The sequence below is a fragment of the Parahaemophilus parainfluenzae genome (assembly GCF_001053575.1).
GTDB classification, from domain to species: domain Bacteria; phylum Pseudomonadota; class Gammaproteobacteria; order Enterobacterales; family Pasteurellaceae; genus Haemophilus_D; species Haemophilus_D parainfluenzae_S.
The window spans coordinates 54,571-68,118 of record NZ_JVSL01000041.1 but is presented as its reverse complement, the minus strand read 5'-3'; the positions used below and the strand labels follow the sequence as shown (position 1 = coordinate 68,118).

11 protein-coding genes are annotated in these 13,548 nt (G+C 38.9%); 7 read left to right on the top strand and 4 right to left on the bottom strand.

Features of this window, described 5'->3' with window-relative positions; genetic code table 11:
• Positions 1 to 29: 29 nt before the first annotated feature.
• A complete protein-coding gene (gene prfC / locus AC979_RS09725) occupies positions 30 to 1,613 on the bottom strand; it encodes a peptide chain release factor 3 (protein ID WP_049366052.1) in 1,584 nt (527 codons plus the stop codon).
• A gap of 219 nt (positions 1,614 to 1,832) precedes the next feature.
• On the opposite strand from prfC, the gene AC979_RS09720 reads away from it, so the two are divergent.
• The 3 genes from AC979_RS09720 to argG all read left to right on the top strand — a co-directional run bounded on the left by AC979_RS09720 (position 1,833) and on the right by argG (position 4,982).
• The gene (locus tag AC979_RS09720) at positions 1,833 to 2,693 is read left to right on the top strand and encodes a phosphoribosylaminoimidazolesuccinocarboxamide synthase (RefSeq protein ID WP_049374015.1); all 861 of its coding nucleotides are present in this window, start codon (positions 1,833 to 1,835) and stop codon (positions 2,691 to 2,693) included.
• A 72-nt stretch (positions 2,694 to 2,765) separates the two neighbouring features.
• Entirely contained in the window at positions 2,766 to 3,596 is an 831-nt protein-coding gene (locus tag AC979_RS09715; RefSeq protein WP_049374014.1) for an NAD-dependent dehydratase, read from the top strand.
• 51 nt (positions 3,597 to 3,647) lie between these two features.
• Positions 3,648 to 4,982: an argininosuccinate synthase gene (gene argG, locus AC979_RS09710; RefSeq protein WP_049374013.1), complete on the top strand. Its 1,335-nt coding sequence runs from the start codon at positions 3,648 to 3,650 to the stop codon at positions 4,980 to 4,982.
• A gap of 107 nt (positions 4,983 to 5,089) precedes the next feature.
• On the opposite strand, the gene fur is transcribed toward argG, so the two are convergent.
• The 3 genes from fur to AC979_RS09695 all read right to left on the bottom strand — a co-directional run bounded on the left by fur (position 5,090) and on the right by AC979_RS09695 (position 6,995).
• A complete protein-coding gene (gene fur, locus AC979_RS09705; protein WP_049366031.1) occupies positions 5,090 to 5,524 on the bottom strand; it encodes a ferric iron uptake transcriptional regulator in 435 nt (144 codons plus the stop codon).
• 33 nt (positions 5,525 to 5,557) lie between these two features.
• Positions 5,558 to 6,082 carry a flavodoxin FldA gene (gene fldA / locus AC979_RS09700; RefSeq protein WP_049362803.1) on the bottom strand — a complete coding sequence of 175 codons (525 nt, stop codon included), beginning with the start codon at positions 6,080 to 6,082 and terminating at the stop codon, positions 5,558 to 5,560.
• Between the two features lie 127 nt (positions 6,083 to 6,209).
• Positions 6,210 to 6,995, bottom strand: a complete 786-nt coding sequence (locus AC979_RS09695; protein ID WP_049374012.1) for an alpha/beta fold hydrolase — start codon at positions 6,993 to 6,995, stop codon at positions 6,210 to 6,212.
• A 70-nt stretch (positions 6,996 to 7,065) separates the two neighbouring features.
• Between AC979_RS09695 and seqA the strand changes: the two genes are divergently transcribed.
• From seqA to aroC, 4 genes are read left to right on the top strand one after another with little or no spacing between them, the layout of a single operon-like run.
• Complete coding sequence (gene seqA, locus AC979_RS09690; RefSeq protein ID WP_049374011.1) at positions 7,066 to 7,707, top strand: replication initiation negative regulator SeqA; 642 nt, start codon at positions 7,066 to 7,068, stop codon at positions 7,705 to 7,707.
• A gap of 4 nt (positions 7,708 to 7,711) precedes the next feature.
• Positions 7,712 to 9,064 (top strand): o-succinylbenzoate--CoA ligase, encoded by a 1,353-nt coding sequence (gene menE, locus AC979_RS09685; protein ID WP_049374010.1) that lies wholly within the window; start codon positions 7,712 to 7,714, stop codon positions 9,062 to 9,064.
• A 13-nt stretch (positions 9,065 to 9,077) separates the two neighbouring features.
• Positions 9,078 to 12,422 carry a mechanosensitive channel MscK gene (mscK, locus tag AC979_RS09680; protein WP_049374009.1) on the top strand — a complete coding sequence of 1,115 codons (3,345 nt, stop codon included), beginning with the start codon at positions 9,078 to 9,080 and terminating at the stop codon, positions 12,420 to 12,422.
• 15 nt (positions 12,423 to 12,437) lie between these two features.
• A complete protein-coding gene (gene aroC, locus AC979_RS09675; RefSeq protein WP_049374008.1) occupies positions 12,438 to 13,511 on the top strand; it encodes a chorismate synthase in 1,074 nt (357 codons plus the stop codon).
• The last annotated feature ends 37 nt before the right edge of the window (positions 13,512 to 13,548 follow it).

Here is a 13,548-nt window from a genome sequence, read left to right as displayed (position 1 = left end):
TCCTTTTGTTAATGATAGGAAATGGTGAATTAATGTTCCCTTGTCTTAAAGAAGGTCACATCAGGATAACGTTCTTGTGCAAGATTTAAGTTAACCATAGTTGGTGCAATGTAAGTAAGATTATCTCCACCATCTAATGCTAGATTTTGCTCATTTTTGCGCTTGAACTCTTCAAATTTTTTGTTATCTGTACATTCCACCCAACGAGCCGTTGCGACGTTGACAGTTTCGTAAATGGCTTCAACGTTATATTCAGATTTCAAACGCGAAACAACCACGTCAAACTGTAATACACCGACCGCGCCAACAATCAAATCATTATTGTTTAATGGACGGAATACCTGAACAGCACCTTCTTCAGAAAGTTGTACTAAGCCTTTCAACAATTGTTTTTGTTTAAGCGGATCTTTTAAACGAATGCGACGGAATAATTCAGGTGCAAAGTTTGGAATACCGGTAAATTTAAGCTCTTCGCCTTGCGTAAAGGTATCACCAATTTGAATCGTACCGTGATTGTGCAAACCGATAATATCACCCGCATAAGCTTCATCGGCATGAGAGCGATCTCCTGCCATAAAGGTGAGTGCGTCAGAAATGACTACATCTTTACCGATACGCACGTGTTTAAGTTTCATCCCTTTTTCGTATTTACCAGAAACTACGCGTAGGAAAGCCACACGGTCGCGGTGTTTTGGATCCATATTGGCTTGGATTTTAAACACGAAACCAGTGAATTTTTCTTCTTCTGCTGAAACCTTGCGGGTATCTGCTTGACGAGCTTGTGGTGCAGGTGCCCATTCAGTTAAACCATCTAAGAAATGATCAACACCGAAGTTACCTAATGCCGTACCGAAAAAGACAGGTGTCAATTCACCACTTAGGAATAAATCCAAATCAAATTCATTACTTGCACCTTTTACAAGCTCTAATTCATCACGCAGTTGTTGGGCTAAGTCATCACCTACGGCGGCATCTAATTCAGGACTATTCAAGCCTTTCACAATGCGTACTTCTTGAATGGTCGAGCCTTGCCCACTTTGGTAAAGATAGGTTTCATCTTTATATAAATGATAAACCCCTTTAAACAATTTGCCGCAACCAATCGGCCAAGTAATCGGCGCACAATGGATTTTTAATACGCTTTCCACTTCATCTAATAATTCCATTGGATCGCGAATATCACGGTCAAGTTTATTCATGAAAGTGATAATTGGCGTATCGCGTAAACGGGTCACTTCCATTAATTTAATGGTACGTTCCTCAACCCCTTTTGCTGAGTCGATAACCATCAAGCAACTATCCACGGCCGTTAAAGTGCGGTAGGTATCTTCCGAGAAATCCTCATGCCCCGGCGTATCCAATAAATTTACTAAGCATTCATTGTAAGGGAATTGCATGACGGAAGTCGTAATGGAAATACCTCGTTGTTTTTCCATTTCCATCCAGTCAGATTTTGCATGCTGTGCAGAGCCTTTACCTTTGACTGAGCCTGCTTTTTGAATGGCATTTCCGTATAACAATACTTTTTCGGTGATGGTGGTTTTACCCGCATCAGGGTGGGAAATAATCGCAAATGTGCGACGTTTATTCACTTCTTCTAATGGATAACTCATTTGTCTTGTTTCTTCTGTTTTAAATAATGCTGTATTGTCGCTGATTTTCAGATTGAGCTCAAATTAAATTGTTTTTCTTTTATTATCTATTGATTATTTTTAGGTATAACTCTGTAATTTCTTTTCTTTAAAATTTTAATAAAAAAAAGCAAACGTTTGCGCTAAAAGTGCGGTACAATATCCACCGATTTTTTATTCTTATAATTAAAGGTGCAAGCAATGACACAACTTAGTCTAAAAAAAATCTATTCAGGAAAAGTGCGTGATCTTTATGAGATCGATGATAAACGGATGTTAATGGTCGCCAGTGACCGTTTGTCCGCATTTGATGTAATTTTAGATGATCCTATCCCACGTAAAGGTGAAATCCTGACTCAAATTTCTAATTTCTGGTTCAATAAGTTAGCCCATATTATGCCGAATCATTTTACGGGTGATTCAGTTTATGATGTGCTACCAAAAGATGAAGCTGATTTAGTAAAAGATCGCGCAGTGGTTTGCAAACGTTTGAATCCAATTAAGATTGAGTCTATCGTACGTGGTTATTTAACGGGAAGTGGACTAAAAGATTATAAGCAAACAGGTACCATTTGTGGTTTAAAATTACCGGAAGGATTAGTTGAGGCAAGTAAATTACCTGAACCGATTTTTACGCCATCAAGTAAAGAAGAAGTGGGTAATCACGATATCAATATCAGCTATGAACAATGTGAAAAAGCAATTGGTGCAGAGTTAGCGGCACAAGTGAGAGAAAAAGCGATTGCACTTTATGCTGAGGCAGCAAAATATGCGCTGACTAAAGGTATTATTATTTGTGATACCAAATTTGAATTTGGTTTAGATGAAAATGGTACGCTCACTTTAATGGATGAGGTATTAACACCGGATTCTAGCCGTTTTTGGTCAGTTGATACTTATAAAGAAGGCACAAATCCACCGTCATTTGATAAGCAATTTGTACGAGATTGGTTAGAACAAAGTGGTTGGAATAAACAACCACCAGCACCGAAAGTACCAAAAGAAGTGATTGAAAAAACAGTGGCTAAATATCAAGAGGCTTTGGATTTATTAACAAAATAACATTAACAAACTCCCTGCTATGCTTTAGAATAGCAGGGATTTTTATGGATAAAATATTGTGAATAAAAGAGTATGAAATCTGTTGCGATAGTTGGTTTAGGTTGGTTAGGCTTACCGCTGGCGCTGCACTTAAAAGAACTTGGTTGGTGTGTAAAAGGCTCAAAACAATCCCCTGATGATGCTCAGAAATTGCATCAGCTAGGTATTGAAACTTATCCTTTTTCGCTTTCTGACGAAATGAAACGTTTACCAGACCATATTCGCCCTCTTTTTAATGTAGATGCTCTCATTCTCACCCTACCACCTAGCAGTTTTTCTCCTCAACAGTATTGTGAATATCTTGCTTTTTTAACTAATCAAGCCAAGAAACAAGGTGTACAACATATACTTTTTACCAGTTCAACTTCTGTTTTTCCTAATATTTGGGGGCAATTTGATGAAAGTGCTCAACTTTTAGCTGAAACAGAAATGGGTAAAACACTGATACAAGCCGAGCAGTGTTTATTCCAATCAGAAGTATCTCATTGTGATGTTCTTCGACTTGCAGGATTAATTGGTAAACAACGCCATCCGGTTAAATTCTTAGCAGGAAAACGCAATTTAAAACAGGGCAATTCGCCTGTTAATTTGGTGCACCTTGAGGATTGCATTCAAGCTATTACAGTCTTACTCATGAATCCAAATGGATTGCGAACTTACCATCTTTGCGCGCCAATTCATCCTACTCGAGCAGAATATTACACAAAAGCAGCGGTATTTTATGATTTATCCATACCACAATTTGAGTGTAGTGATTCGGATCCGAAACGAATCATTATGGCAGATAAAATTTGTCGAGATTTAGGCTTCGCTTATCGTTATCCAAATCCCGATGATATGTTAGAAAAGCGCAGTGATTTTTGACCGCACTTTTTAAAGACTCACTCACCATAACCACAATGAAGGAAATAAAATATGTCAAATACGATTCTGCAACATTTACCTAAAGGCCAAAAAGTGGGCATTGCCTTTTCTGGCGGGCTAGATACCAGTGCAGCATTACTTTGGATGCGCCAAAAAGGTGCGGTGCCTTATGCTTATACTGCAAACTTAGGCCAGCCAGATGAAGATGATTACGAAGCTATTCCGAAAAAAGCGATGGAATATGGTGCGGAAAATGCACGCTTAATTGATTGTCGTGCGCAGTTAGCTTATGAAGGGATTGTTGCTGTTCAATGTGGTGCATTCCATATTACAACTGGAGGTGCAACCTATTTTAACACCACACCACTTGGTCGTGCGGTAACAGGAACCATGCTTGTTGCAACGATGAAAGAGGATGATGTGAATATCTGGGGGGATGGCTCAACTTTTAAAGGTAATGATATTGAACGTTTTTATCGTTATGGTTTATTAACCAACCCAAATTTAAAAATTTACAAACCATGGCTAGATCAACAATTCATCGATGAGTTGGGCGGTCGCTTTGAAATGTCACAATTCTTAATCGCAAATGGTTTTGACTACAAAATGTCAGTAGAAAAAGCGTATTCAACTGACTCTAATATGTTAGGTGCGACACACGAAGCGAAAGATTTAGAAGAATTAAGCACTGGTATTAAAATTGTAAAGCCAATTATGGGGGTGGCATTCTGGGATGAAAATGTTCAAGTGAAACCAGAAGTGGTTACTGTTCGTTTTGAAGAAGGTGTACCGGTTGCATTAAATGGCAAAACATTTGATAACGTAGTAGAGCTTTTCTTAGAAGCAAATCGTATTGGTGGTCGTCATGGTTTAGGTATGTCAGACCAAATTGAAAACCGTATTATTGAAGCAAAATCACGTGGTATTTATGAAGCACCGGGAATGGCATTATTCCACATTGCTTATGAGCGTTTAGTCACCGGTATTCACAATGAAGATACTATTGAACAATATCGTATCAATGGTTTACGTTTAGGCCGTTTGTTATACCAAGGTCGTTGGTTTGATCCACAAGCATTGATGTTACGTGAAACTGCACAACGTTGGGTTGCTCGTGCGATTACAGGGGAAGTGACATTAGAACTTCGTCGTGGTAATGACTATTCCATCTTAAATACTGAATCACCAAACTTAACTTATGCGGCAGAACGTTTAAGTATGGAAAAAGTGGAAAATGCACCATTTAATCCAATTGATCGTATTGGCCAATTAACCATGCGTAACTTAGACGTAGCAGATACACGCGGCAAATTAAGTATTTACTCTCAAGTAGGTCTATTAACTGCAGGGAAAGATTCAGTTTTACCGCAATTAGGTAAAAAATAATTTTCTCCTTTAAATATAAGAAGTGCGGTCGATTTTGACCGGACTTTTAGTAGACATAATAAAAAAACCTTAGGTTTTAACCTAAGGTTTTTGCTTTTTAGCAAGCATTATTTTTTCTCTTCACATTTGTTGATATCGCTACATTTGCCGTAGAGATATAAACTGTGTGCTTTTAATTTGATGCCATGTTGTTCACTGATTTCTTTTTGACGTTGTTCAATAATGTTATCAGTAAACTCAAATACTTTGCCACAATCTTCACAGATAATGTGATCGTGGTGTTCTGTTGGAGCAAGCTCAAAAACAGATTTGTTGCCTTCAAAATTATGGCGAATCAAGATATGCGCTTCATCAAATTGGTTAAGCACGCGATATACAGTTGCAAGGCCAATATCACTGCCTTGCTCTAACAAGATTTTATATACTTCTTCAGCTGAGAAATGTTCATGTTTATGCTCTTGCATTAATGCAAGGATAGTGAGCCGAGGTTCAGTAATTTTTAATCCAGCTTTTTTGAGTAATTTGATGTTTTCTTCAGACATAATGTTCCCTTAAATTTGCTAAATTAGAGATGGTTAAGCTAATTCTGCTAAACACATTTCATCGTAGATTTGTTTTGTCCATTTCTCTACGCGTTCTGCAGTAAGTTCAGGTTGACGATCTTCATCAATACATAAACCGATAAAGTTTCCATCATCTAACAATGCCTTTGAGGATTCAAAGGTATAACCATCCGTTGGCCAGTTCCCTACAATAATCGCACCGCGTGGTTCAACAATATCTCGTACTGTGCCGATCGCATCACAGAAATAATCGGCGTAGTCTTCCTGATCGCCACAGCCAAAGATACCGACTAATTTGTCAGTAAAATCAATTTCTTCTAAGGTTGGGAAGAAATCATCCCAGTCAGCTTGTGCTTCACCGTAATACCAAGTTGGAATACCGAAAAGTAAAAAATCATAACCTTCGATATCTTCTTTAGAGCTTTTTGCAATGTCACGAATATCAACGAGTTCGTTGCCTAATTGCTTTTGAATCATTTTTGCAATGTTTTCTGTATTACCTGTGTCACTACCGTAAAATAAACCGACAACTGCCATTGTTCTTTCCTTTTGAAATAAAATTAGGTGAGTAGAAAAAAAGATGAGGGATCAAAGCCCCACAATTTGTGCGAACTATAACATAAATGAATTCTCATTTGAATAGAATAATTCTCATTTAAAGCGATTAATTCTTATTTAGAAACCTATCAATAGCACGTATCACAAAATCAGGTTTTTCGGCATGAACCCAGTGCCCACAACCATTGATTGTAAAGGAGGTCGCATTCGGGAATTGTTTTAGAATGGTTTCGGTATATTCAGGTTTAATATAAGATGAAAGGCCACCTTTGATGAAGAGTGTAGGCGTATTAGCGAAGACCTCTTGCCAATCCATTAGCTCCGCATAATGTTCAAAAAGTGCGGTCAAATTGAAACGAAAATATTCGCTTGAAGACGGTTCAAAAGATTTCAGCATAAATTGCACCACACTCGGATCGGCAATTTCAGTTTCTAAAATAGGCTTAGCTTGTTGACGCGTTTGTGGCTGCGCTTTTTTCACGGCAAATAAACCACGGAACACATCATCATGTCCAGCACTGCTATTTGCGACTGGGGCAATATCAATGACGACCAATTTTCCCACGCGCTGTGGTTGAAGAGCGGTCATTTTCATGGCCGTTTTTCCGCCCATTGAATGACCAATTAAAATAACCTTATCTAATTGAAGGTGATCGATAAGTTGCCATACATCATCCGCCATGACATCGTAATTCATTGTTTCTGAATGAAAACTATGCCCATGATTGCGTAAATCTACGCGCAAAATATTATAGTGATCGCTAAATGCACGCGCGATGACGCCAAGATTATTCATATCCCCAAACAAGCCATGAATGAAAACTAAAGTAGGCGAATTAATTGATTGTTTTGCTTGGTGAAATTGATGGTTTAATAATTGGGAAGATGACATATATTTTGCGTGAGAATTTGGTTAGAAATCGTTATAATGGACGAAAATTTTAGCAAACGGAGAGAAAAAAATGAAGATAATTGAAGTCGATGAAGAATTATATCAATACATTGCGGCACAAACTCAATCTATTGGAGAAAGTGCGTCTGATATTCTTCGCCGTTTGTTGAATTTACCCACTCACGCAACAAGCTCGGTTGATTTCTTTGAATCATTGGCATCAGATGAAACGCCAAAAAGTGCGGTGCATTCTGAGCCTGTTTTAACGGAAAAAACAACCGAAGCATCTCAACCAAAAGTTGAACCTGTCGAACCGCCAAAAGCAGTGAAAAAACAATCGGATGAAGCCATCAATCACATTGTTGATAAAGTGCGTGCACTCTTGAATTCTACTGAATTTAAAGACGAGCCAAAAGCGGTTGTGCGTTTTTTAAGTATATTACGTACGCTTTATCGTACCAATCCAGAAAGCTTTGCACAGGCAACCGAAAGCTTGCAAGGCCGTACTCGCGTGTATTTTGCTCGTGATGAAGGGACGTTGCTTGTGGCAGGTAATCATACTAAACCAAAACAAATTCCAGATACACCATATTGGGTGATTACCAATACCAATAGTGGCCGTAAAATGTTGATGTTAGAAGGGGCGATGCAGTCTATGCATTTGCCGGAATATTTAATCGACGAAGTTCGCCCTTATTTCGTTAGCAACTAAGTCAATGCAAAAATTCCCTTGGCAAGCATTTGCCCAAAATTCAGCGTATGCAAATCAGGTCGCGTTGCGAAATTCGCAGGGCGATCCTTTTACTTGGGCAGAACTTGCTGAGAAAATTAATCAGGTAGAAGCCTTTCTTTTACAACAAGGTGTGACAGCGCAAAGTGCGGTTGCGTTTTGTGGTAAAAATTCAGAACAGATCTTATTTCTTTATTTAGCCGTTATTCAGCTAGGCGCAAAAATTTTAGGTATCAACCCTGCATTTCCTCAAGAAAAAAGAGAAGAATTGTGCCAAGTGTATGGGGTGGATTTTTGTTATCAAACCGAAGATATTCATTATTTAGCTATTAAAGCATTACCCGAACATAACGCTGACTTTACAAAAGCGGCAACGATGACATTAACATCGGGCTCGACTGGTTTGCCTAAAGCGGTGGTGCATAATGTGTCTGCTCATTTAGCTAATGCGGAAGGCGTTTTTGCCTTAATGAATTTTGGTAAAGATCAATCATGGCTACTTTCTTTGCCGCTTTATCATGTTTCCGGACAAGGTATTGTGTGGCGCTGGCTTTACGCAGGTGCCACTTTAGTTTTACCGAAAGAAGATTTTTATCAATCTATTGGTGAGGTTTCTCATGTTTCTCTCGTGCCAACGCAATTACAACGTTGGTTTGATTATTTGGTCGAACATCCACAACCTATCCAAACTCAAGCGGTATTATTAGGTGGTACACAAATCCCCGTAAAATTAACCCAAGCGTTAAGTGAATTAGGGATTCGAAGTTATTCAGGTTATGGTATGACCGAAATGGCTTCTACTGCATTCGCTAAACAATCGGATGGAAAAATCGGTGTGGGGCAGCCTTTGCTTGGTCGAGAGTTCAAGTTAGTGAATGAAGAAGTTTGGCTAAAAGGTGCGGGACTTGCCATGGGATATTGGCGTAATGGGTGTGTTGATCCGCTTACTAATGCTGAAGGTTGGTTCGAAACCAAAGATAAAGGTCAATGGTTCGATAACGAATTAGTCATTCAAGGCCGATTGGATAATATGTTTATTTCTGGCGGAGAAAATATTCAGCCGGAAGAAATTGAAAAAGTGATTGCACAATCAGATTTAGTGAAGCAAGTCTTTGTTTTGCCTAAATATGATGAGGAATTTGGCCATCGTCCTGTCGCGATTGTTGAATTTCATACATCCTTTAATGAAAGTGCGGTTGAATCTCTCAACGTTTTTTTACAAGGGCGATTGGAACGATTTAAGCAACCCGTTGCCTACTATGAACTCCCGCAGGATTTAATCCAAGGGGCAATAAAGATTTCTCGCAAAGCACTCGCCGATTGGCTGTCGCAACAATAGGAAAGTTAGTTTAATGAAAAAAATCTCTCGTGTTTTGACCGCACTTGGTCTTTCATTTGTTTTTACTCTGGCGCTTTCTCAGCCTGTTTGGGCAGAGAATAATAATGCGGATTTACCGACGGAAAAAACACTAAAAAGTGAATTAGCCGAGGCACAAAAATTACCAGATGGTGATGAAAAAACAAATAACGTCGCGACAATCCAGGCTTCGCTTGATTTCTTGCAACAAATTCAAACACAGCAAAAAAATAATAACGATTTGCAAGATACGCTTATTGATGCAGATTCTGAAATTCAGAAGAATAGTGCTGATCTTCAAAATCTTAAAAAACAGCTAAGTACGCCAAGTAACACCGATTATGCTTCACAAAGTTTAGCCAATCTACAGGCTCAGGTTGAGAAACTGACTAATCAACAACAAGATGCGCAATCTGCCTTAAGTGCGGTGAATACACAACTAGCAGGGCAGAGCTCAGTGTCTGAACGTGCTCAAACAGCCTTAACAGACAATGTTAAACGTACGCAAGAATTGAATCAGAAATTAGCTGATCCAACGACAAGTGCACTGTTAAAACAACAAATTCAGCTGGAATTGCAACTGATTGAGCTAAAAAATATCTATAATCAAGTGCTATTAAAAAATAGCGATCAATTGACAGTGCTTTATCAAAGCCGATATGAACTATTAAATACTCGTGTTCAAGCATTGCAGCAACAAATTGCAGCCATTCAAGAAGCGATTAATCAAAAGAATTTGGCTAAAACACAAAACCAAGTTGAGCAAGCACAGCAACAAAGCCAAAGCATTGAGCAAAATCCGCTGATCCAGAAAGAGTTAGATTTAAATTCGCAACTTAGCCAATATTTACTTGAGCAAACAGAGAAAACCAATACATTAACGCAAGATGAACTACGCATGCGAAATGTCTTGGATAACTTAACGCAGACACAACGTACCATTGATGAGCAAATCAGTGCGTTACAAGGCACGTTGGTACTTTCTCGCATTATTCAGCAACAAAAACAAAAATTACCGACCAATTTAAATATTCAAGGTCTTTCAAAACAAATTGCAGATTTACGTGTACAGATCTTTGATATCACGCAAAAACGTAATGAGCTTTATGATATTGATGCCTACATCAGTAAAATAGAGCAGGATGAAAACAAATCGTTTACACCGGCGGAAAAAGCACAATTAACGAATTTATTGACAGAACGTCGAAAAGTGGCTTCTGATTTGATTAAGTCATTGAATAATCAGTTAAATTTGGCGATTTCCTTAGAGTTAACCCAACAACAGATTACTCAAATCAGTGATCAAATTCAGTCTAAACTCGATCAACAAAGTTTCTGGGTAAAAAGTAATAATCCAATTAATTTAGATTGGATCAAAAAACTGCCAATGTCACTCAAGGCACAACTTGATGGTATTGGAAAGAAAATCGGCTTCCCAACAAACTTTGATAATTTGCCGTATTTACTCACTTATGTCTTTATTTTGTTTGTGATTGGTGGGTTGATTTTCAAATTTAAAGAATCGATTAAACAACGTTTGAGCGTGATTAATGGCGAAATAAATACGCTTCGTTCGGATAGCCAATGGCATACACCACTTGCGTTATTTTATACTGCACTTTTATCTTTATCAGGTACCCTTTGGTTCTTAGCGGCTTGCCAACTTTTAGGCTTTTTCTTCGTGAAAAATCCACAAGAGTTTTGGGAGTGGTCGCTCAGTATGGCGGGCTATTGGTGGTTCTTTAGCTTTATTTTAGCTATTCTTCGTCCGAATGGTATTTTAGTGCGCCACTTTGGTTTTGCTAAAGAGAGTGCAGCTAGCCTACAAGATGTCACGAAACGTATTATTGTTTCTGTTGTGTTATTACTAAATACATCAATTTTCAGTAATGTCATGGATACCGGCTTAGCCAATGACATCCTCGGCGAAATTAATACGATTGTTGCTTTGCTTTTCTGTATTGTGATTATTGCACCACGTTTTGTTCGTACAGAAAAATCCTTGAGTTCAACGACAACAGATAAGCGTGATAGAACCATTTTCAAGATCGTGCGAATCTTATTGCAATTGGTACCTGTTGTTTTAATTGCGTTAATTGCTTTAGGGTATTACTACACCGCCTTAAATTTAATTACACATATTATTAATACTTATATTGCATGGGTTGTGTGGTCGTTGGTGCGTCATACAATTTATCGTGGTGTCACAGTAGCATCAAGACGTTTAGCTTATCGTCGTTTACAAGAGAAACGCCAGCAAAAACAACCGGATTCAAATGATGCTTCAGCCTCTGATGATGTGGTCGTGATTACCGAACAAGAAGAGGGATTAGCCTTAAATGAAGTACGTAGCCAGTTACTACGCTTTGCCGATCTCTTTATTTGGACCGCACTTTTTGCCATCTTCTATTATGTATGGTCAGATTTAGTTACAGTTGTAAGTTATTTGCGTGATATTACTTTGTGGCAACAAACCTCAACGACTGAAGCAGGCGTGGTGACAGAAACGATTTCACTCTTTAACTTGATTGTTGCGTTAATCATTGTTGTGATTACCTATATTTTAGTGCGTAACATTCAAGGTATTTTAGAAATATTGCTCTTCTCGCGAGTGAAACTTTCGCAAGGTACGCCTTATACCATTACAACATTATTAACCTATATCTTGGTTGCAGTGGGTGGCGCATGGGCATTTTCAACGCTCGGAATGTCATGGTCTAAATTACAGTGGTTATTTGCCGCTCTTTCCGTTGGTCTCGGTTTTGGTATGCAGGAAATTTTTGCGAACTTTGTTTCCGGTATCATTTTATTATTTGAACGTCCAATTCGTGTGGGCGATACCGTAACCATCAATGATGTAACGGGTACGGTGGCAAAAATCCGTATTCGCGCTATTACCATGATTGATCCGGATCGAAAAGAAGTAATTGTGCCAAATAAATCTTTTGTTACTGGACAAGTGACTAACTGGGCATTATCTAATACCGTTACTCGTTTAGTGGTGTCAGTTGGCGTGGCTTATGGATCAGATTTAGAACTGGTGAAACGTTTATTATTACAAGCTGCAAATGAGCAACCAAACATCTTAAAAGATCCAGAACCAAGAGCGCTATTTTTAACCTTTGGTGCGAGTACCTTAGATCACGAACTACGTGTTTATGTTGGGCAAGTGTCTGAGCGAAATGATACGCTTGATGCACTCAATCGCCGTGTGAATGAGTTATTTGCAGAAAATAATATTGATATTGCATTCAATCAATTAGATATCTTTATTAAGAATAAAGATACTGGCGAAGAAATTCCATTTATTGATGTGGCGAAATTAGCCAAAAATCATTAATTAAAGAGAGAAAATATGGCAGGGAATACTATCGGACAACTTTTTCGTGTGACGACCTTTGGAGAGTCTCACGGTATTGCATTAGGCTGTATCGTAGATGGCGTACCGCCGAATCTTGAATTATCGGAAGCCGATATTCAACCTGATTTAGATCGTCGTAAACCGGGTACATCACGCTATACCACACCGCGTCGTGAAGACGATGAAGTGCAGATTTTATCAGGGGTATTTGAGGGTAAAACAACGGGTACCAGCATTGGAATGATCATTAAAAATGGTGATCAACGTTCACAAGATTATGGCGATATCAAAGATCGTTTCCGTCCAGGGCATGCAGATTTTACCTATCAACAAAAATACGGTATTCGTGATTATCGCGGTGGTGGTCGTTCTTCTGCACGAGAAACCGCCATGCGTGTTGCTGCGGGTGCGATTGCGAAGAAATATTTACGTGAGCAGTTTGGCATTGAAGTGCGTGGTTTTTTAAGCCAAATCGGCGAAGTGAAGATTGCGCCTCAAACTGTCGGCAAAATTGATTGGGATAAAGTGAGTAGTAATCCATTTTTCTGTCCGGATGAAAGTGCGGTTGAAAAATTTGATAAATTAATCCGTGAATTGAAAAAAGAAGGCGATTCGATTGGTGCCAAACTAACGGTGATTGCAGAGAATGTCCCTGTTGGTTTAGGTGAGCCTGTTTTTGATAGACTTGATGCCGATTTAGCCCATGCGTTAATGGGAATTAATGCCGTTAAAGGTGTAGAAATTGGCGATGGTTTTGCCGTGGTTGAACAGCGTGGAAGTGAACATCGTGATGAAATGACACCAAATGGTTTTGAAAGCAACCATGCTGGCGGTATTTTAGGGGGCATTAGCTCTGGTCAGCCAATTATTGCGACCATTGCACTAAAACCGACATCCAGTATTACCATTCCTGGACGCTCGATTAATTTAGAAGGTGAGCCCGTTGAAGTCGTGACAAAAGGCCGTCATGATCCTTGTGTCGGTATTCGAGCAGTACCCATCGCAGAGGCAATGGTCGCGATTGTGTTACTCGACCATTTATTGCGTTTTAAGGCGCAATGCAGATAACTCTTTTAAATTAAGCTTATTTTTTCTTTTATTGAAG